At 65.4% G+C, this 19,831-nt stretch carries 18 protein-coding genes and 1 tRNA gene; 7 read left to right on the top strand and 12 right to left on the bottom strand.

The window, feature by feature from the left end; all coding sequences use genetic code 11:
• Positions 1 to 13: 13 nt before the first annotated feature.
• The 7 genes from nusA to AC1VNX_RS18130 all read right to left on the bottom strand — a co-directional run bounded on the left by nusA (position 14) and on the right by AC1VNX_RS18130 (position 9,155).
• Positions 14 to 1,507 carry a transcription termination factor NusA gene (nusA, locus tag AC1VNX_RS18100; RefSeq protein WP_483158057.1) on the bottom strand — a complete coding sequence of 498 codons (1,494 nt, stop codon included), beginning with the start codon at positions 1,505 to 1,507 and terminating at the stop codon, positions 14 to 16.
• Between the two features lie 16 nt (positions 1,508 to 1,523).
• The gene (gene rimP / locus AC1VNX_RS18105) at positions 1,524 to 2,168 is read right to left on the bottom strand and encodes a ribosome maturation factor RimP (RefSeq protein ID WP_483161976.1); all 645 of its coding nucleotides are present in this window, start codon (positions 2,166 to 2,168) and stop codon (positions 1,524 to 1,526) included.
• 190 nt (positions 2,169 to 2,358) lie between these two features.
• Entirely contained in the window at positions 2,359 to 3,567 is a 1,209-nt protein-coding gene (locus AC1VNX_RS18110) for a YbfB/YjiJ family MFS transporter (protein ID WP_483158060.1), read from the bottom strand.
• A 19-nt stretch (positions 3,568 to 3,586) separates the two neighbouring features.
• A complete protein-coding gene (locus AC1VNX_RS18115) occupies positions 3,587 to 5,245 on the bottom strand; it encodes an ABC transporter ATP-binding protein (RefSeq protein ID WP_483158062.1) in 1,659 nt (552 codons plus the stop codon).
• Complete coding sequence (locus AC1VNX_RS18120; protein WP_483158064.1) at positions 5,245 to 6,303, bottom strand: ABC transporter permease; 1,059 nt, start codon at positions 6,301 to 6,303, stop codon at positions 5,245 to 5,247. The genes AC1VNX_RS18115 and AC1VNX_RS18120 overlap by 1 nt, the downstream gene beginning before the upstream one ends.
• On the bottom strand, positions 6,296 to 7,309 hold the full coding sequence (locus tag AC1VNX_RS18125) for a microcin C ABC transporter permease YejB (RefSeq protein ID WP_483158066.1): 1,014 nt from the start codon (positions 7,307 to 7,309) through the stop codon (positions 6,296 to 6,298). The genes AC1VNX_RS18120 and AC1VNX_RS18125 overlap by 8 nt, the downstream gene beginning before the upstream one ends.
• Positions 7,310 to 7,355: 46 nt before the next feature.
• Positions 7,356 to 9,155 carry an extracellular solute-binding protein gene (locus tag AC1VNX_RS18130; RefSeq protein WP_483158068.1) on the bottom strand — a complete coding sequence of 600 codons (1,800 nt, stop codon included), beginning with the start codon at positions 9,153 to 9,155 and terminating at the stop codon, positions 7,356 to 7,358.
• Between the two features lie 70 nt (positions 9,156 to 9,225).
• On the opposite strand from AC1VNX_RS18130, the gene fabI reads away from it, so the two are divergent.
• Both fabI and AC1VNX_RS18140 read left to right on the top strand, forming a co-directional pair.
• A complete protein-coding gene (gene fabI / locus AC1VNX_RS18135) occupies positions 9,226 to 10,008 on the top strand; it encodes an enoyl-ACP reductase FabI (RefSeq protein ID WP_483158070.1) in 783 nt (260 codons plus the stop codon).
• 66 nt (positions 10,009 to 10,074) lie between these two features.
• Positions 10,075 to 10,917: a DNA ligase gene (locus AC1VNX_RS18140; protein ID WP_483158072.1), complete on the top strand. Its 843-nt coding sequence runs from the start codon at positions 10,075 to 10,077 to the stop codon at positions 10,915 to 10,917.
• A gap of 34 nt (positions 10,918 to 10,951) precedes the next feature.
• On the opposite strand, the gene AC1VNX_RS18145 is transcribed toward AC1VNX_RS18140, so the two are convergent.
• Positions 10,952 to 13,258: an Orn/Lys/Arg family decarboxylase gene (locus AC1VNX_RS18145; RefSeq protein ID WP_483158074.1), complete on the bottom strand. Its 2,307-nt coding sequence runs from the start codon at positions 13,256 to 13,258 to the stop codon at positions 10,952 to 10,954.
• A gap of 227 nt (positions 13,259 to 13,485) precedes the next feature.
• On the opposite strand from AC1VNX_RS18145, the gene AC1VNX_RS18150 reads away from it, so the two are divergent.
• From AC1VNX_RS18150 to AC1VNX_RS18170, 5 genes are all read left to right on the top strand, one after another.
• On the top strand, positions 13,486 to 13,911 hold the full coding sequence (locus tag AC1VNX_RS18150; protein ID WP_483158076.1) for an NfeD family protein: 426 nt from the start codon (positions 13,486 to 13,488) through the stop codon (positions 13,909 to 13,911).
• 44 nt (positions 13,912 to 13,955) lie between these two features.
• Entirely contained in the window at positions 13,956 to 14,900 is a 945-nt protein-coding gene (locus AC1VNX_RS18155; protein ID WP_483158078.1) for an SPFH domain-containing protein, read from the top strand.
• 25 nt (positions 14,901 to 14,925) lie between these two features.
• A tRNA-Ser gene (locus AC1VNX_RS18160) sits at positions 14,926 to 15,016 on the top strand.
• 188 nt (positions 15,017 to 15,204) lie between these two features.
• Positions 15,205 to 15,561 (top strand): hypothetical protein, encoded by a 357-nt coding sequence (locus tag AC1VNX_RS18165; RefSeq protein WP_483158080.1) that lies wholly within the window; start codon positions 15,205 to 15,207, stop codon positions 15,559 to 15,561.
• 90 nt (positions 15,562 to 15,651) lie between these two features.
• Positions 15,652 to 16,041: a response regulator gene (locus AC1VNX_RS18170; protein WP_483158082.1), complete on the top strand. Its 390-nt coding sequence runs from the start codon at positions 15,652 to 15,654 to the stop codon at positions 16,039 to 16,041.
• Positions 16,042 to 16,106: 65 nt separating this feature from the next.
• On the opposite strand, the gene AC1VNX_RS18175 is transcribed toward AC1VNX_RS18170, so the two are convergent.
• From AC1VNX_RS18175 to AC1VNX_RS18190, 4 genes are all read right to left on the bottom strand, one after another.
• Positions 16,107 to 17,321, bottom strand: coding sequence for a branched-chain amino acid ABC transporter substrate-binding protein (locus AC1VNX_RS18175; protein ID WP_483158084.1), 1,215 nt, complete (start codon positions 17,319 to 17,321; stop codon positions 16,107 to 16,109).
• A gap of 136 nt (positions 17,322 to 17,457) precedes the next feature.
• A complete protein-coding gene (locus tag AC1VNX_RS18180) occupies positions 17,458 to 17,853 on the bottom strand; it encodes a hypothetical protein (RefSeq protein ID WP_483158086.1) in 396 nt (131 codons plus the stop codon).
• 1 nt (position 17,854) lies between these two features.
• The gene (locus AC1VNX_RS18185) at positions 17,855 to 18,295 is read right to left on the bottom strand and encodes a DNA polymerase III subunit chi (RefSeq protein ID WP_483158088.1); all 441 of its coding nucleotides are present in this window, start codon (positions 18,293 to 18,295) and stop codon (positions 17,855 to 17,857) included.
• Complete coding sequence (locus tag AC1VNX_RS18190; RefSeq protein ID WP_483158090.1) at positions 18,292 to 19,815, bottom strand: leucyl aminopeptidase; 1,524 nt, start codon at positions 19,813 to 19,815, stop codon at positions 18,292 to 18,294. Before AC1VNX_RS18190 ends, AC1VNX_RS18185 begins: the two co-directional genes overlap by 4 nt.
• Between the last annotated feature and the right edge of the window lie 16 nt (positions 19,816 to 19,831).

Raw genomic sequence — 19,831 nt, forward strand, 5'->3', positions numbered from 1 at the left:
GCCTCCATGACCATCACTCTTGGCCGGCGAACCAGTGTTCGCGGGCTTTCAAGATGAGGGCTTTGGCGTCATCGGCGCTCTGGCCGGTGATCTCGGTGAGTTCATCGACCGCGAGGTCGGCAAGGTCGTCACGGGTATTCACGCCCGCTTCGTGCAACTTGGGAATCAGCTCGGGGTCGAGGCCCTCGAGGTCGCGCAGGTCCTGCGACACCGCGGACTGCGGCTCGACGCCCTCTTCCTTGGCGATTTCCATGGTCAGCAGCGCATCCTTGGCGCGCGCGCGCAGCTCGTTGATGGTGTCTTCGTCGAAAGCCTCGATCTCCAGCATTTCGGAGATCGGCACGTAGGCCACTTCCTCGAGGCTGTTGAAGCCTTCCGAAATGAGGATGTCGGCGATTTCCTCGTCGACGTCGAGCTTTTCCATGAACAGCTTGCGGCTGGCGTCGGTTTCGCTCGCCTGCTTCTGGGCCGACTCGTTGGCGTCCATGATGTTGATCTTCCAGCCGGTGAGGTCGGAAGCCAGGCGCACGTTCTGGCCGCCGCGGCCGATGGCGATGGCGAGGTTCTCCTCGTCGACCACCACGTCCATGGCGTGCTTTTCCTCGTCGACCACGATCGACGAGACGTTGGCCGGAGCCAACGCGCCGATCACGAACTGGGCGGGGTCTTCGCTCCATAGAACGATGTCCACGCGCTCGCCGGCGAGCTCGTTGGTCACGGCGTTGACGCGCGTGCCGCGCACGCCGACGCAGGTGCCGATCGGGTCGACGCGCTTATCGTGCGAAAGCACGGCGATCTTGGCGCGCGAACCGGGGTCGCGGGCGCAGCTCTTGATTTCGAGCAGGCCTTGTTCGATTTCAGGCACTTCCTGGCGGAACAGCTCGATCATGAACTCGGGCGCCGAGCGCGACAGGATGATCGGCGCGCCGCGCAGCGTCAGGTCGACTTCCATGATCATGGCGCGCACGCGGTCGCCATTGCGCAGGTTTTCCTTGGCGATCATCTCGCTGCGGCGCAGGCGGCCTTCGACGCGGCCGGCCTCGACGATGATGTCGCCCTTGTCCAGGCGCTTGACGGTGCCCACGAAAATCTTGTCGCCGCGCGACATGAAGTCGTTGAGCAGCATCTCGCGCTCGGCGTCGCGGATCTTCTGCAGGATGACCTGCTTGGCGGCCATGGCGCCGATACGGCCGATGGGCACCGAGTCGACAGCCTCTTCGATGTACTCGCCGACCTCGATGTCGGGCATTTCTTCCTTGGCTTCGAACAGCAGGATTTCCTGGTCGGGCAGCTGCAGGCCGGCCTCGTCGGGCACGACGTGCCAACGGCGGAAGGTTTCGTAATCGCCGCTGTCGCGATCGACCGAGACGCGGATGTCCACATCGCCCTGATGGAGCTTCTTGGTGGCCTGCGCCAGCGCGGACTCGACCGCGCCGAAGACAACGTCGCGCTCGACGTTCTTCTCGCGCGAGATCGCATCCACCAACATCAACATTTCGCGATTCATGCCACCACTCCTCTGGTCAGTCCGGAACCTGCGTTCCGTCGTCAATATCCGAAAAACCCGGTTGGGTTCTGGCCTTGCGGCCCTTGAAATCCACAATTGGCGCGAGCCGCGCCTCGCGCAGTTCGTCCAGCGCAAAGCCGAGCGCCTGCAGCGTTGCGGGCGCGCGCTTCTTGCTCACTTTTTGACCCGGCTTGGGCTCGGGCGCGTCGCTCCAGACGATCTGCCAGCCCGGGGCGCCGGCGCCCTCTACCTGTGCGGCCCGCTCCAGCGTGCCGCGAAATTTCTTGCGGTTGGCGGCCACCTGGCCAGCCGCCGCGGCGCCCATTGGCGCCTTGAGCGTGATGTCGATCACCTCGCCCACGAAACGCTCGAAATCCTGCTCATTGCGCAGCGGGCGGTCAATACCCGGCGAGGAAACCTCGAGCCGCTTGTAATCCACGCCGTCGACCTCGAGCGCGAATTGCAACTGGCGCGTCACCTTTTCGCAGTCTTCGACAGTAACGAAAGGTTCCGACAGGCCGGCGGCCGCAGCTTCGGAGGTGGGGGCTTCCCAGGGCAAATCAATCGTCACGCGCAGCAATCCCCCGGCCGAACGTTCGATCTCGACCAGGTCGTAGCCGAGGCCGGCCACGGTTTGTTCCACTATTTGCTGCAATGCCACGTGTTCGAAAGCGCCTTTTAATTGCCCGGCCCTGCCATCCGCCCGCCACGGATGCCAGATAGCCATGAATGAATGCCTGGAATGGATGGACCAAAAAAAACGGGCGGTTGGTACCCGCCCGTTTGGTCGTGAGCCTCGAATTATATGCTATTTGTGCAATTAATGAAGGGCCTTTGGGCGCCTAGGCGCCCTAATGCGGAGTTGCCGCGGCGGCGCGGCGCGATTTGAGCCAGACGAACGCAAACAGTGCCGCCCCGAGTGCCAATGCCGCCGCCGCGACCAGCAACGGCAACTGGAAAGATCCGGTCCGCTGTGCCAGCGGCGCGGCGAACAGCGGGCCGACGATCTGCCCTACGCCATAGGAAGCCGTCGCGTAACCGATCAGCCCGGCTGCCGCGTTGCCGCGCAGCCGACGCGCATCCCGCATCGCAAAAAGAGTGATGGCGGTGAACGGCATGCCCAGCAGCAGGCTGCCGAGCGCGAATCCGACGATGCTCGGCCACGCCACCGACAGCACCACGCCCAGCGCCTGCAGCGCGTAGGCCACGGCCAGCAGCAGCCGGTTGTCCCAGTGCGTCGGAGCCCTGGCCCCGATCAGCGCGCCCGGGATGATGGCCACCCCGAACAGCGGCCAGAAGAAATCCGGCCAGGACGATCCTGGCAGCGCCTGCCGGGCGATCACCGGCAGGAACGTGGCGGTGATGATGTAGCCGAAGCCGGCCAGCCCATAGAGCGCGACCAGCCAGATCGCGTCGCTGCGGTCGTCCGGCCCCGCGACACGGACCGGCGCAGCAGGCGTCGCGGCCGCTGTGCCACCGGCCTGCACCACTTCGCCATCGTCGAACACCCGCCAGATCACCGCGATCAGCACCACCGCGAGGATGCCCAGCCCGATCCAGCCCGCCTCGGAGCCCCATCGCCCCAGCGCGCCACCCAACAGCCCCGTCATCGCGATGCCGATCCCCGGCCCGGTGTAGATCACCCCGGCCAGCGTCGGCGCATTGGTCTCGGCCAGCCGGCGCAGCCCCCAGCCCGAGGCAAAGACGAAGACCCATGCGCTCATCACGCCCGCCGCCGTGCGCAGCACGCCCCAGCTCGTGAAGCTGTGCAGCAGCCCCATGCCAACCAGCAACGCAGCGGTAGCCACCAGTCCGCCCCGCACCATGCTCGACGCCTTGATGCCGATCGCCGCACAGCTCACCGCTCCCAGGAAGTAGCCCAGATAGTTGAGCGATGCCAGCACCCCGCCGGCAGCCAGCTCCAGCTTTCCCTCGTGCAGCATGATGGGCAGCATGGGCGTGAAGGCGAATCGCCCCAGGCCCATCGCTACCGCGAGGGTGACCATGCAGGCCAGCGCCGCGCGCCACGCACCGCGCCGGTCGCGTCCGATTTCCGACATCTTTCTTCTCGTCTCCGTCTTATTCCAGCAGCGCGGCAGCCACCAGCTTCTTCGTATATGGATGCTCGGGCGCATCGAGCACGCGCTCGACCGGCCCTGTTTCGAGGATGGCCCCGTCCTTCATCACGATGACCTTGTGCGCCATCGCGCGGATCACCTCCACGTCGTGCGTGATGAGCAGGTAGCTCAACCCCCGCTCGCGCTGCAGCCGCTGCAGCAGGCCCAGCACCTGCTTCTGGATAGTGACGTCGAGCGCGCTGGTGGGCTCGTCGAGCACCAGCAGCCGCGGATCGACGATCAGCGCGCGGGCGATCGCCAGCCGCTGCCGCTGCCCGCCCGAGAACTCGTGCGGATAGCGATCGAGCAGCGACGGAAACTGCGTCTCCGTCAGCCCGACGTCGGCCAGCGCGGCCAGCGCGCGCGTGCGGCGCGCCTCGACGCCCAGCTCCGGCGCATGCACCCGCAGCCCCTCGCCCACGATCTGCTCCACCGTCATGCGCGGCGAAAGCGACGAGAACGGGTCCTGGAAAACCACCTGCATCACCCGGCGCAGACCGAGATCGGAGGCGCGATCGACCGCCCACCCTTTGCCTGCGACCGTCAACGCGCCCTGGTGCTTCAACAGCCCCAGCGCCGCCAGCGCCAGCGTCGACTTGCCCGAGCCCGATTCGCCGACCACGCCCAGTGTCTCGCCGGGTGCGATGTGGAAGTCGGCGCCCTGCACCGCCACGAACTCGCCCTTGCTGAACCAGCCGGCAAAACCAGGCTTCGGCACCGGATAGCTCACGCGCAGCGCCTTGGCCTCGATCAGCGGCACCGCGCCCGCATCCGCCGCCACGGCCGCCACGTCGCGTTCCGGATGGCTGTCGATCAGTTTGCGCGTATAGGGATGCTGCGGCGCCTCGAACACCGACGCCACCGCGCCATGCTCGACGATGTGGCCGCTCTCCATGACCACCACGCGGTCGGCAAAACGCCGGACCAGGTTCAGATCGTGCGTGATGAGCAGCACCGCCATGCCGTACTTGTGCTGAAGATCGGCCAGCAGGTCCAGGATCTGCGCGCGCACCGTCACATCGAGCGCGGTGGTCGGCTCGTCGGCCAGCAGCAGGCGCGGCTTGCAGGCGAGCGCCATGGCGATCATCGCGCGCTGGCGCTGCCCGCCCGAGAGCTGGTGCGGAAACGCCCTCGCCCGCCGCGCCGGCTCGGGAATGCCGGTGTCGGCCAGCAACTGGACGGCGGCCTCGTGCGCGGCGCGCGCCGACAGCCCCTCGTGCAGCTCGAGCACCTCGGCGATCTGGTCGCCGACCGTGTAAAGCGCGTTCAGTGCGGTCATCGGCTCCTGGAAGATCATCGCGATCTCCTTGCCCCGTATGCCACGCAGCTCACGCTCGGGAATGGCCAGCAGGTCGCGCGGGCCTTGTTGTTTCTGCTCCTTCTGCCCGTTGCCAAAAAGCCGGGCCGCGCCGGAAAGATCGGCGTTCTGCACCAGACGCAGCAGCGACAGCGCGGTGACCGTCTTGCCCGAGCCGGACTCGCCGACGAGCGCAAGCTTCTCGCCGGCGGCCATCCGGAAGTCGATGCCGTGCACGACTTCCTTGCCGCCGAAGGCGACACGCAGCCCCTCCACTTCGAGCAAAGGCAGACGGCCCGTGGTTTGTTGTGCGTCGCTGCTCATCACTTGTCGGCCTTCCGCGGATCGAGCGCGTCGCGCAGGGCGTCGCCCATGAAGGTCAGCAGCATGAGCGTGACGACCAGCACGACGAAGGTGGACAACGAAATCCACCACGCGTCGATGTTGCCCTTGCCCTGGCTCAGCAGTTCGCCCAGCGACGGTGTGCCGGGCGGCACGCCGAGCCCGAGAAAGTCGAGCGAGGTCAACGCAAGAATCGCCGCACTCATGCGAAACGGCAGGAATGTGACGACCGGCACCATGCTGTTGGGCAGGATGTGGCGCCACATGATCTGCAGGTTGCCCACGCCGAGCGCCCTCGCCGCGCGCACGTAGTCCATCTGCCGGTTGCGCAGGAACTCGGCGCGAACGTAGTCGGACAGCCCCATCCAGCCGAACAGGCTCAGCAATATCAGCAGCAGCGCCACGCTGGGCGTGAAGATCGCGCTGAAGATGATCAGCAGGTACAGCTCCGGCATCGCGCTCCAGATCTCGATCAGGCGCTGGAAGGTCAGATCGATCTTGCCGCCGAAGAAGCCCTGCACCGCACCGGTCGCGACACCCAGTACAACGCCGATCACCGTGAGCGCCAGCGCGAACAGCACGCTCACGCGAAAGCCGTAGATCAGCTGCGCCAGCAGGTCGCGCCCTCGCTCGTCCGTGCCGAGCAGGTTCTCACCCGAGGGGGCCGCCGGGTTCGGCGGCTTCGAGAAGTAGTTGAGCGTGCCCGGGCCATAGCGATTGGGCGCGTAGATCGCCCAGTTGCCGCCCTGAGTGATGCGCTGCTCGATGAACGGGTCGAGGTAGTCGGCCGGCGTCTCGAAATCGCCGCCGAAGGTTTTCTCTGAATAGTCCCGCAGCACCGGGAAATAGGTCTGCCCCTCGTAGCGCACGATGAGTGGCTTGTCGGTGGACAGCACGTCGGCGAAAAGGCTCAGCACCACCAGCGCCGAGAAGATCACCAGGCTCCAGAACCCGAGCGGATTGCGGCGGAAGCGGCGCCAGGCACGGCGGCCCGGGCTCACGGACACCACGGCGGGCGCTTCGTTCTTCTTGTCAGTCAAACTTCACCCTCGGATCGACCCAGACATAGCAGAGATCGGAGATGAGCTTGGTCACCAGTCCGATCAGCGTGAACAGATAGAGCGTGCCCAGGAACACGGGGTAGTCGCGCCGCAGCACGCTCTCGTAGCTCAGCAGACCCATGCCGTCGAGCGAGAACAGCGTCTCGATCAGCAGCGCGCCCGAGAAGAACGCACCGATGAACGCCGCCGGAAAGCCCGTGATGATCGGGATCAGCGCATTGCGCAGCACATGCTTCCAGAGCACCTGCCGCTCGGCCAGCCCCTTTGCGCGCGCCGTCAACACGTACTGCTTGCGGATTTCCTCCAGGAAGGAGTTCTTGGTGAGCATCGCGGTGATAGCGAAGCTGCCGAGCACCATGGCGGTGACCGGCAGGGTGATGTGCCAGAGGTAGTCGACGATGCGCGCCCCCCAGCTCAGCGACTCCCAGTTCGGCGAAGTCAGCCCGCGCAGCGGAAACCACTGGAGCTGGCCGCCGAAGATCACCAGCAGCGCCACGCCCAGCACGAAGCCCGGAATGGCGTAGCCGACGAGCACCAGCAGCGTGGTCAGGAAGTCGAAGCGCGAGCCGGCGCGCACGGCCTTCGCAACACCGAGCGGCACCGCTATCAGGTAGCTGATGAAGAAGGTCCAGAGCCCGAGGCTGATGGAGACCGGCAGCTTCTCCTTGATCAGCTGCCACACGTCCTTGCTCTGGAAGAAGCTCTTGCCCAGGTCGAAGCGGGCGAACTGCTTGAGCATCTGCCAGAAACGCTCCGGAGCCGGCTTGTCGAAGCCGTACAGAGCCTTGATTTCCGCCACCTGCCTGGCGTCGAGGGCGCGCCCGGTGGGGCCGCCGGAGATGCGGTTCTCCTTGTTCGTCAGCTGCGACAGCAGTTGCTCGGCCGGTCCGCCCGGAACGAACTGGACGATGATGAAGTTGATCAGCAGCACACCGAACAGCGTGGGAATGATCAGCAGAAGGCGTCTGAGCAGGTAGGCGGCCATGCGGTCTGGTCTGTCCGTGTCTCTGTTTGGTTGTCAGTCAGTCTGTCTACTTCGCGGCGGGGTCGATCCACCACATCGTCAGCATCGCCGAGCCAGCGAGCAGGCGTTGCGGCAGCGCAGCCTCCGGTCGACGCAGCTTGCGCTTGTGGGCGATGAAGTACTGCTTGCCGTAGTACATCGGGATCACGTAGTTCTGGTGGAGCAAGTAACGGTCCAGCAGTCGCGCGCCAGCCGCGAGCGACTTGCGGTCGGGTGCATTGACGATCACTTCGAGGATCTCGTCGATCACCGGATCGCTGATGCCGCTGAGGTTCTGGCTCCCCTTCTCGTTGGCCGATTTGGAGCCGAAATCGTCGAAGAGCTCGTTGCCCGGGCTCGACGAGCCACCGGCGATGTTGATGGCCATGTCGAATTCGAGATCATCCTGTTTCTTCTTGATCAGGCTGGGATCGCGCAAGCGGTAGTCGAGCTTGATTCCCAGCTTGGCGAGGTTCCGGGCATAGGGTGCGAGCACCACGCCCGAACTGCGGTCCGGGATGTCGAAATTGATGACGAAGGGCGTGCCGTCCTTGTCGCGCAACGCACCGTCCTTGTAGTTCCAGCCCGCCTCCCGCAGCAGCTCCTGCGCGCGGACGAGATTGCGCCGAAGGCCCTCGGCGGTGTCCCCCGTGGTGGCTGGCCGCGGCAATTCACCCTTGGTGTTGTCGATGTAGCGCTGCTTGTTCTTCAGGTTCTCGATCAGCGCCAGCTCTTCCGGGCTCACCTCGGGCTGGGCCATCAGGTCGTCGCTGTTCTGGAAGTAGCTCGTGGTGCGCGCCCTGCGCCCGTAGAAGAGATGCTGGTTGAGCCAGTCGAAGTCGAATGCCAGCGCCAACGCCTGCCGCACGCGCATGTCCTGGAAGCGCGGCTGCCGGAGATTGGGCGCCAGGCCCTGCATGCCGGTGAAGCGGCGGTGCGAGATCTCTTCCTTGATCAACTCGCCGGAGTCGAAGCGGCGCCCCTTGTAGCGGCGCACCCAGGCGATGATCGAGCCCTCTTCCATCGCGTCGAGCGAGCCGGCCTTGAGCGACTCTTCCTCGCCCAGCTTGTCCTTGAAGTACTGGTACGACACCGAGCCGAAGTTGAACATGCCCTTTCGCACGGGCAAATCGGCGGCCCAATAGTCCGGCCGCCGTCGGTAGGAGATGTATTTGCCGAAATCGACCTTGTCCACCACGTACGGCCCGCTGGCGATCGGCGGCTCACTCACGATCTGGTCGAGGGGCTTGCCCTTGCCCCATGCGCTGGAGAACACCGGAAGCTGGCCGATGATCATGTGCAGCTCGGAGTTCTGGCGCTTGAAGTCGAAGCGGACCGTGCGCTCCCCGACTACCACGGCGCCTTTGATGTCCACCCAATAGGAACGGAAGGTCGGCCCGGCCTGCTTGCTCATCAGGGTGTCGAAGGAGTACTTCACGTCCTTAGCGAGCACCGGGGAGCCATCGGAGAACTTCGCCTTCGGGTTCAGGCGGAAGGTGACGCTGAGGCGGTCGGGCGCGAGCTGCACGTCTTCGGCAAGCAGGCCGTAGTTGGAGAAGGGCTCGTCCTCGCTGGGCGTCATCAGCGAGTCGAAGACCAGGCCGTACTCGGAGAACACGAAGCCGTTGGCGCTATAGCCCATGCCCACCGGCGGCACGCCCCTGAGCGTGAACGGATTGAGCTTGTCGAAGGTGCCGCTGGCCGACAGGATCAACTCGCCTCCCTTCGGGGCGTCGGGGTTCACATAGTCGAAATTCTTGAAGGACGCCGGGTACTTGGGCTCGTAGCCCATGCCCAGACCATGTGCCGCCCACGAGGCGGGCGCCAAGAGAGCCAATGTCAGAAGCAGCCAACCTCGCATGCGAGAATTCTGCCCAAGATTTTCACAAGGCAACCTCATGGGCTTTCTTTCGGGCAAGAAACTGCTGATCACCGGTGTACTGAGCAATCGCTCCATTGCTTATGGCATTGCCAAGGCCTGTCATGAACAGGGCGCGGAGCTCGCCTTCAGCTATGTCGGCGAGCGATTCAAGGACCGTATCACCGAATATGCCGCAGACTTCGGCTCGAAGCTCATTTTCGACTGCGATGTGAGCGACGATGCGCAGATCGACAAGCTCTTCGCCGACCTCGCCCAGGCCTGGCCCAAATTCGACGGCTTCGTGCACAGCATCGGCTTCGCGCCGCGCGAGTCCATCGCGGGCGACTTCCTCGATGGGCTCTCGCGCGAGGGCTTCAAGGTCGCGCACGACATCAGTGCATACAGCTTCCCGGCCATGGCCAAGGCTGCCCTGCCCTACCTCAACGACAAGTCGGCCCTGCTCACGCTGACCTACCTGGGCGCCGAGCGCGCGCTGCCCAACTACAACACCATGGGCCTGGCCAAGGCTTCGCTCGAAGCCTCGGTGCGCTACACCGCGGCCTCGCTGGGCCCGAAGGGCATGCGCGTCAATGGCATCAGCGCGGGCCCGATCAAGACGCTGGCGGCCAGCGGCATCAAGGGCTTCGGCAAGATGCTGGCCGCCGTGGCCGATGCATCGCCGATCCGCCGCAACGTGACCATCGAGGAGGTCGGCAACGTCGCCGCCTTCCTGCTGAGCGACCTTGCCAGCGGCGTGACCGCCGAGATCACCTACGTGGACGGCGGCTTCAGCAACGTGGTCGGAGGCATGGCCGAGTAACCCGCCCGACGCCCACCGAGACGGGCCGCGCAAGCGGCCTTACTTTTTTGCTCTCCATTTCATAGCATGCTGAACCGCCGCTCCCTGCTGCTCGCCGCTTTCGGCCTGGCCGTCGCGCCGGCCGTGCTCGCGCGCGAGCCCGCGCCGTCGCTGATGCTGGCCGAGACCTACCGCCCCGGCATGTCGCTGGCGGACTACTGGGTCAGCGAGAAGTACGACGGCGTGCGCGCCTACTGGGACGGCAAGCAGCTCTGGACGCGCGGCGGCGAGCGGATCGTCGCCCCCGCGTGGTTCACCACCCCGCTGCCGAAGCAACCGCTCGACGGCGAACTCTGGGCGGGCCGGGGCCGCTTCGCGCACGCAGTGTCGACGGCGCGAAGCCAGACACCCAACGACATCGCGTGGCACGAGATGCGCTTCATGGTGTTCGACCTGCCCACCCAGCCCGGCGACTTCACGACGCGGCTGAGCGCCCTGCGCAAGCTGCTGCCCATCACCGGCGCACCGTGGGTGGTGCCAGTGCCGCAGGAGCGCGCTACCACGCACGACGCGCTTCAGGCGCTGCTCGACAAGACGGTGAAGATGGGCGGCGAGGGCCTGATGCTGCATCGCGGCGCCTCGAGCTACCGTGGCGAGCGCAGCAACGACCTGCTGAAGGTCAAGCCGTATGAAGACGCCGAAGCCCGTGTGATCGAGCAGGTGCCCGGCAAGGGCAGGCACAGCGCCAGGCTTGGCGCGCTGCTGGTCGAGACACCCGACGGCAAGCGCTTCAAGCTGGGCGCGGGCTTCAGCGACGCCGAGCGGGAGAGTCCGCCTCCTGTCGGCAGCTGGGTGACCTACCGCTACAACGGCACTACCGCCAAGGGCCTGCCCCGCTTCGCACGCTTCATGCGAGTGCGCGAGGGCTAAGACGGCCCGAGCCGCTCAGCCTTCTTCTTTCTGCTTATTTCGCTTCCCTGACGCAGTCCGCGTAGTAGCGCTTCTTGCCCGTCTCATCGACGCGCGCCACCAGGCCGTGGATGTCGGTCTCGAAGCCCGGGCACTGCGTGTTGAACTCGCGCGAGAACTTGAGGTAGTCGACGATCTTCTTGTTGAACACCTCGCCCGGAATCAGGAGCGGAATGCCCGGCGGGTACGGCGTGATCAGGCTGGTGGTGATGCGGCCTTCGAGGTCGTCGATTTCCACCCGCTCGGTCTTGCGGTGCGCGATGTGGGCGAAGGCATCGCTGGGCTTCATGGCCGGCGTCAGGTCGCTCAGGTACATCTCGGTCGTGAGGCGGGCCACGTCGTAGCGCGCGTACAGCTGGTGGATGTGCTGGCACAGGTCACGCAGGCCTAGGCGCTCGTAGCCGGGGTGCTGCTGGCAGAACTCCGGCAGGATGCGCCACATCGGCTGGTTGCGTGCGTAGTCGTCCTTGAATTGCTGCAGCGCCGTCAGCAGCGTGTTCCAACGGCCCTTGGTGATGCCGATGGTGAACATGATGAAGAAGCTGTAGAGGCCGGTCTTCTCGACGATCACACCGTGCTCGGCGAGGAACTTGGTCACCACGCTGGCCGGGATGCCGGTTTCGGCGAAGTTGCCTTCGAGGTCGAGGCCCGGCGTGACGATGGTCGACTTGATCGGGTCGAGCATGTTGAAGCCGTCGGCCAGCTCGCCGAAGCCGTGCCAGTTGCGCTGCGAGTTCTTGCCCTTGCCGGTCTTGGGCTGTCCATTCTTCTCGCCATGCATGATCCAGTCGTCGGCACGGCCGATGCCCTCTTCGACGAGCTTCTCGGGGCCCCAGACCTTGAACCACCACTCGTCCTTGCCGAATTCCTCTTCGACCTTGCGCATGGCGCGGCGGAAGTCCAGCGCCTCGAGGATGCTCTCCTCCACCAGCGCCGTGCCGCCGGGCGGCTCCATCATGGCGGCGGCCACGTCGCAGCTCGCGATGATCGCGTACTGCGGGCTGGTCGACGAATGCATCAGGTAGGCCTCGTTGAAGAGGTCGCGGTCGAGCTGGCGGTTCTGCGAGTCTTGTACGAGCACGTGGCTGGCCTGGCTGATGCCGGCCAGCAGCTTGTGCGTCGACTGCGTGGCGAACACCAGCGATTCCTTCGGGCGCACGCGGCGCTTGCCCATCGCGTGATAGGCGCCGTAGAACGGATGGAAGGCGGCGTGCGGCAGCCATGCCTCGTCGAAGTGCAGCGTGTCGACGTAGCCGTCGAGCATGTTCTTGATGGTCTCGGTGTTGTAGATCACGCCGTCGTAGGTCGACTGCGTGAGCGTCATCACGCGCGGCTTGACCTTGTCGGCGTCCACGTCGGCCAGCAGCGGGTTGGCCTTGATCTTCGCCTTGATGGCGCTCTGCTCGAACTCGCTCTTCGGAATGGGGCCGATGATGCCGAAGTGGTTGCGCGTGGGCTTCATGAACACGGGAATCGCGCCGGTCATGATGATCGCGTGCAGGATCGACTTGTGGCAGTTGCGGTCGACCACCACCACGTCGCCCGGCGCCACCGTGTGGTGCCACACCATCTTGTTGCTGGTGCTGGTGCCGTTGGTCACGAAGAAGCAGTGGTCGGCGTTGAAGATGCGCGCCGCGTTGCGCTCGCTGGCCGCCACCGGGCCGGTGTGGTCGAGCAGTTGCCCCAGCTCTTCGACTGCGTTGCAGACGTCGGCGCGCAGCATGTTCTCGCCGAAGAACTGATGGAACATCTGGCCCACCGGGCTCTTCAGGAACGCCACGCCGCCCGAGTGGCCCGGGCAGTGCCACGAATAGGAGCCGTCTTCCGCGTAGTCGATCAGCGCCTTGAAGAACGGCGGCTGCACGCTCTCGAGGTAGCTCTTGGCCTCGCGGATGATGTGGCGCGCCACGAATTCGGGGGTGTCCTCGAACATGTGGATGAAGCCGTGCAGTTCGCGCAGGATGTCGTTGGGCAGGTGGCGCGAGGTCTTGGTCTCGCCGTAGATGTAGAGCGGCACGTCGGCGTTCTTGCGCCGCACTTCGCCGATGAAGGTGCGCAGGTTCAGCACGGCCGGGTCGAGATCGGGGCCGATGGTGAACTCCTCGTCGTCGATCGAGAGGATGAAGGCGCTGGCACGGCTTTGCTGCTGGGCGAACTGGCTCAGGTCGCCGTAGCTGGTGACGCCCAGCACCTCGAAGCCTTCCGTCTCGATGGCCTGCGCGAGCGCGCGGATGCCGAGGCCCGAAGTGTTTTCGGAGCGGAAGTCCTCGTCGATGATGACGATGGGAAAGCGGAATTTCATGAGCGGGGCTCCGGACAGTCTGGCTGGGAAGGACACACAGGCAATGTGGCGAGGCGCGAAGTGTACGGAATTCGGATGACGGATCCGGTCAGCTTCGTGCAAGCCATCCGGTGCTGTCGGACAAGGCTGCTTTTGCCCTGCCCGGCGCAGTATCCCTACGCAGGGCAAGCGCTTGGAGTGGATGCCTCAGAATGGCGCGCATCGAACAAGCAAAAAGAGGAGTCGACATGGCAAATTCCACTGTCTGGTGGCTGATCGCGGGGGCGGCCATCGTGGTAGAGCTGCTCTCGGGCACCGTCTATCTCCTGCTGCTGGCGGCCGGCTTCGCGGCTGCGGCAATCTCGGCGCACCTGGGCTTCGGCACCGTCACCCAGCTGATCGTGGCGGCCGTCATCGGCGTGGGGGCCGTGCTGGTCTGGTACACGATCCAGCGCAAGCGCCCTCCTGCTCCTCCCACCGAAGCCAACCGCGACGTGAATCTCGACATCGGCGAAAGCGTGCACGTCGACGCCTGGAACGCGGACGGCACGGCGACCGTGCGCTACCGGGGCGCGCAGTGGACGGTCGTCCAGCGCGCGGGCCGCACGCCCTCCACCGGCGAGCACCGCGTGGTCGAGGTGGTCGGCAGCCGGCTGGTGGTCGACAAGGTTTAGTCAGTCAGTCTGTCGTAGGTAGAACTCAGAAAAGGAAGCGCACCATGGAATTCTCGGTACCTCTCATCATCCTGGTCATCGCGATCATCTTCATCAGCCAGTCGGTCAAGTTCGTGCCGCAGCAGAATGCCTGGATCCGCGAGCGGCTGGGCAAGTACCACGGCACGATGACGCCCGGCCCCAACTTCCTGATCCCGTTCATCGACCGGGTGGCCTACAAGCACAGCCTGAAGGAAATCCCGCTCGACGTGCCGAGTCAGATCTGCATCACGCGCGACAACACGCAGCTGCAGGTCGATGGCATCCTGTACTTCCAGGTGACCGACCCGATGCGCGCCAGCTACGGCTCGTCGAACTACATCGTGGCCGTGACCCAGCTCGCCCAGACCTCGCTGCGCAGCGTGATCGGCAAGCTGGAGCTCGACAAGACCTTCGAGGAACGCGACGTCATCAACGCCCAGGTGGTCGCCGCCATCGACGAAGCCGCGCTCAACTGGGGCGTGAAAGTGCTGCGCTACGAAATCAAGGACCTGACGCCGCCGAAGGACATCCTGCTGGCCATGCAGGCGCAGATCACCGCCGAGCGCGGCAAGCGCGCGCTGATCGCGGCCTCCGAAGGCCGCCGCCAGGAGCAGATCAACATCGCCACCGGTGAGCGCGAGGCCTTCATTGCACGCTCCGAGGGCGAGAAGCAGGCGCAGATCAACAACGCCCAGGGCGAGGCGGCGGCCATCACCGCGGTGGCCACGGCAACGGCGGACGCCATCGAGCGCGTGGCAGCCGCCATCCGCCAGCCCGGCGGCGAACAGGCCGTGCAGCTCAAGGTGGCCGAGCGCGCCGTCGACGCTTACGGCAAGGTGGCGGCCGACTCCAAGACCACGCTGATCGTGCCGAGCAACATGACCGAAACCGCCGCGCTCATCGCTTCGGCAATGCGGATGGTGCAGGCCGGCAAGTCATCGGCAACAGGTCAGGGAAATCAGGGCTGATCTGACTGCTACAATCGTGGGCTCAGGAGCGGTGGATGAGCGGTTTAAGTCGCACGCCTGGAAAGCGTGTGAGGGTTAATAGCCCTCCGCGGGTTCGAATCCCGCCTGCTCCGCCAGAGAAACAAGAAGCCCAGGTTGCCACAAGCACCTGGGCTTTTCTGTTTCCGGCGTCCGCGCCGCCTTCGCTTCGACTTGAAAGGCAATGCGTTGCTTTGCAACAACCGGGACACGGCCCTCCCCGGGCCCTCGCGTCTGGCGCTACGATCCAAAGGTTCTACTTCCAAGTCCCCCAAAAGGAACTCCGATGGCCGGAAAACCGAAAAGCCCGCCCCGTGGCACGACAACGCTGGATCACACCCTCGAAAAGAGCGAGCAGGTAGCTGCCGATGTGCAGCGGGCATCGGACAACCTCGCCGTGGTCAACACGGTGCTCGAACAGGAACTGCCCGAGGAAGTGCAGGTCGGCGAGGTGGCACAGGCCATCGAGCACACCAGCCAGCTGGAGGAAAAGCTGGCCAAGTCCGCCGAGAAGCTCGCCGAGGTGAATGCCGCGCTGAGCGAGGAAATCGAGAAGCGGCTCGAGGTGACGGCCGAGCGCGACGAAAGCCAGGCTCTGGCCGAAAAGCTCAAGGCGAAGATCCGCTCCGAAGGCTCGGACTGACCGGGCTGCGCACTCCGTCCGTATCCCTTCTCCTACGCGGGGGCAGCGTCAGGCACGCTACGCTATTCGTTCTCAAAGCGAAACCACGGCATGGCCCTCATCACGTTCCTCGTCGAGGACAACAAGACCATCAGGGACAACCTGGTCCCGGCACTCGAGGATTTGGTCAATGGCCGTGTGGTCGGCTTCGCCGAGACCGAGACGGACGCCCTCGCCTGGCTCGCCGCGCATCCTGACGGCTGGCAGTTGCTCATCGTCGACCTGTTCCTGAAGGAAGGCTCCGGCCTCGGCGTGCTCGGCGGCTGCAAGGAGCGCAAGCCCAGCCAGCGGGTGGTGGTGCTTAGCAACTACGTGACGGCGGACATCCGGGCACGCTGCACGGCCCTCGGCGCCGACGCGGTGTTCGACAAGTCGCGCGACCTCGACGCCTTCATCGAGTACTGCAACGCCAATCGCCCGTCAGGTCTCTCGCCGCTCTGACCCTGCGCATGGAGCAGGCATGAAAAAAGGGCCCGAAGGCCCTTTTCTCTTTTGGCTGAAGCGAATCAGCGCACCACGGCGATCTGGGTACGCGCACCACCCTTGTAGGTGTACAGCGTCAGGGCACCGTTCTTGATGTCACCCTTCTCGTCGAAGGCGATCGGGCCAGTCACGCCCTTGTACTGCACCTTGCCGACTTCGGGCAGGTACTTGGCGGGGTCGGACGAACCGGCCTTCACCATGGCTTCGGCCAGCACGTTGACCGCGTCGTACACGTACGGTGCATAGATCTGCACTTCGACGCCGTTCTTGGTCTTGAACTTGGCCTTGAAGTCTTCCAGCGGCTGCTTGAAGTCGCCGTCGACGCCGCCGGCTTCCGCGCACACCACCATGTCTTCGCCGATGGCATCGCCAGCCAGCTTCGGCAGTTCGCTGGTGCACAGGCCGTCGCCGCCCATGAACTTGACGTTCAGGCCGAGTTGCTTGACCTGCTTGAGCATCGGGCCGCCCACGGCGTCCATGCCGCCGAAGAACAGCACGTCAGGCTTGGAGGCCTTCAGCTTGGTCAGGATGGCGTTGAAGTCGGTCGACTTGTCGGTGGTGAACTCGTGGCCCACGATGGTGGCGCCAGCGGCCTTGGCCGACTTCTCGAACTCTTCGGCAACGCCTTGGCCGTAGGCGGTACGGTCGTCGATCACGGCAATGTTCTTGCCCTTGAGCGTTTCGACTGCGTACTTGCCCAGCGTGCCGCCGAGTTGCGTGTCGTCAGCCACCACGCGGAACGTGGTCTTGAAGCCTTGACGCGTGTACTTCGGGTTGGTGGCCGAAGGCGAGATCTGCGGAATGCCGGCGTCGCTGTAGAGCTTCGAGGCGGGGATGGTGGTGCCCGAGTTCAGGTGACCGACCACGCCGTTGACCTTTTCGTCCACGAGCTTCTGGGCAACGGCCGTGCCCTGCTTCGGATCGCCTGCGTCGTCTTCGGCGATCAGTTCGAACTTGGCAACCTTGTCGCCGATCTTGAGGCCCTTTGCATTCAGGTCTTCGATGGCCATCTTGGCGCCGAACTCGTTGTCCTTGCCGAGGTGGGCGATGGCACCGCTGGTCGGTCCCACGTGACCGATCTTGACGACCAGGGTTTCTCCGGCAGGTGCGGGTGCAGGTGCAGCCGGGGCCGCAGCCGTTGGCGCGGGCGCTGCAGCGGGAGCAGCAGCTTCTTCCTTCTTGCCGCAAGCCACGAGCGTGATTGCAGCCAGTGCGACCGCAGTCCATTTCAATTGCATGAGAACCTCCAGAACTTGGATGAAAAGAATAAAAAACCGGTCGTGTGATCCGGGCGCGCAGACCTCGCAAGTTTCGCGCCGCGGACCAGCGGCACCCTCACGCCCTTCCGACCTGCGGCGCAGTTTAGCCCAGTATTCAGGGTCCGGAAGCTGGCGTAGACCCGGTGTTTTCGCTGAGTTCCGCGGCCATTGCCTCGATGACGAGCGCACGCAAAACGGCCTCTATTTCATTGCGCAAACGCGGCACCATCGCATCGAGTTGATGCTGAACGGCAGCTGACACGGTGTCGCTCAAACGCTCTTCCAGAGACAGGTCGACACGCTGCAGAACGCGGTGCAGCAACTGCTCTTCGAGACTGACGATTTCCGCCTGCGAGAACTGCGCCGCCGGCGGCAGCGCCATGGAACTCGCGGGGTCGGGCTGGGGCGCCGGCGCAGCCTGCGGCTCGGGACTCGTGGGCTCCGAGGGAACGTCGAGCACCGTGGTCAGCGTGGGAACGAACCGGGGCGGTGTGCGCAGCGTGCTGGCCATGTCAGGAACTCTTTGCGAAGTCGTGCGGCTGGATGGTGTAGCCACGATCGGCATAGTGGCGCCAGCGCGAACGGCCGACCTGCCGGTCGTTGGCCTCGTCGCTCACGATGTCGATCATGCGTTCGTAGCGCTCGAAACCCGCGGGCACTTCGAGGCCCAGGTTCACCAGCATCTCGCGGTGCGGCAGCGAGGCCGCGTCGGCGCCCTGCGCCGAAAGCACCACGGCCGAGCGCGCGACTACGTGGGCCGGCGCGTCGTCGCGGCAGTGCGCGACGAAGTCCACCGGCGACAGTTGCCAGAGCGCCGCATCCACCGCATCGAGCGAGCGCGCATCGCCCACCACCACCACGCGCAGGCCGCGCGTGTTCACGGCCTTGCGAACCAGCCTGCAGGCGTAGTTCAACTTGTCGCGCGCGTTGTAGTGAAAGCCGATTTCCGTCACTTCTCGGTCCGGGTCTTTCCAGCAGGAGCCGCGGCGGCCTTGGCCTTCTTGCCGGACTTGGCCTTGCCCGACGTATCGGCGCTGCCCGCGCGGGTCATGAGATAGGACACCAGCAGGCCCACCGGCCGGCCGGTCGAGCCCTTGGCCGCTCCGCTCTTCCATGCGGTGCCGGCGATGTCCAGGTGAGCCCATGCGAAGTCGCTAGTGAAGCGCTGCAGGAATTTGGCGGCGGTGATGGCGCCACCGGCGCGGCCGGCGATGTTGGCCACGTCGGCGAAGTTGCTCTTCAGGCCCTCGGCGTAATCGTCGTCCAGCGGCATGCGCCAGCAGCGGTCCTGCGAGGCTTCACCGGCGGCTTCGAGCGCGGCTGCCAGCGTGTCGTCGCTGGCGAACAGCCCGCTGCGCACGCCGCCCAGGGCGATCACGCAGGCGCCCGTCAGCGTGGCGATGTCGATCACGGCAGCAGGCTCGAAGCGCTTGGCGTAGGTCAGCGCGTCGCACAGGATGAGCCGGCCTTCGGCATCGGTGTTGAGCACCTCGATGGTCTGGCCGCTCATGCTGGTGACAACGTCGCCCGGCTTCACGGCACGGCCGTCGTTCATGTTCTCGCACGAAGGGATGAGGCCGACGACGTTGATGGCGGGCTGGATGTCGCCCAGCGCGCGGAAGGTGCCGAGCACGCTGGCGGCGCCGCACATGTCGAACTTCATCTCGTCCATCTCGGCCGCCGGCTTGAGCGAGACGCCACCGGTGTCGAAGGTGATGCCCTTGCCGACCAGCACGACCGGTGCCTGGCTCTTGGGGGCGCCGTTGTAGCGCAGCACGATGAAGCGCAGCGGTTCCGCCGAGCCCTGCGCCACGGCGGCGAAGGAGCCCATGCCGAGCTTCTCGACCTCCTTCGGCCCCAGGACCTCGCACTTGATGTTCGGCAGCTTCGCCAGCTCCTTTGCGGCCTCGCCCAGCAGCGTGGGCGTGGCGTGGTTGGCGGGCCGGTTGCCCCATTCCTTGGCCAGCTCGATGCCCCGGACGGTGGCGCGGGCCTCTTCGAAGGCGGCGGAGACTGCCCCGGCATCGGCCACGCCGATGGTCAGCTGGCGGATGCTGCGGGGTTCGGCCTTCGACTTGGTGGTGGTGTAGACATAGCTGGCGTCGGCCGCCGCGGTGACGGCTGCGGCCACCGCAGCGCCGTCGGCGGGCTGGGCGAACGCCAGGGTCACGCGCTTGGGAGCCTGCGCCTTGGCGGCATTGACCGCCGCCACGACCCCGGTGCGCACCGAGGCTGGCTTGCCGTCGCCAATGGCGGCGAGCACCACGCGACCCGCCACGACGTCTTCAGGACGGTAAAGCCCCAGCAGCTTGCCGGCCTTGTCGGGCAGGTCGCCGGCTTTGCGGGCGCTGGCGGCCAGCACGGAAAGCGGGTCCTTGGAGGTGATGGGAGCGCTGCCGACGAGCACGATCAGGACATCGGATTTCTCGGCTGCGGCCTGGGCGACGGTGAGGGTCTTGAGTTGAAAGTCCATAATCCTTTTTTTCCTC

The sequence above is a fragment of the Variovorax sp. TLI9-5A genome (genome assembly GCF_056867935.1).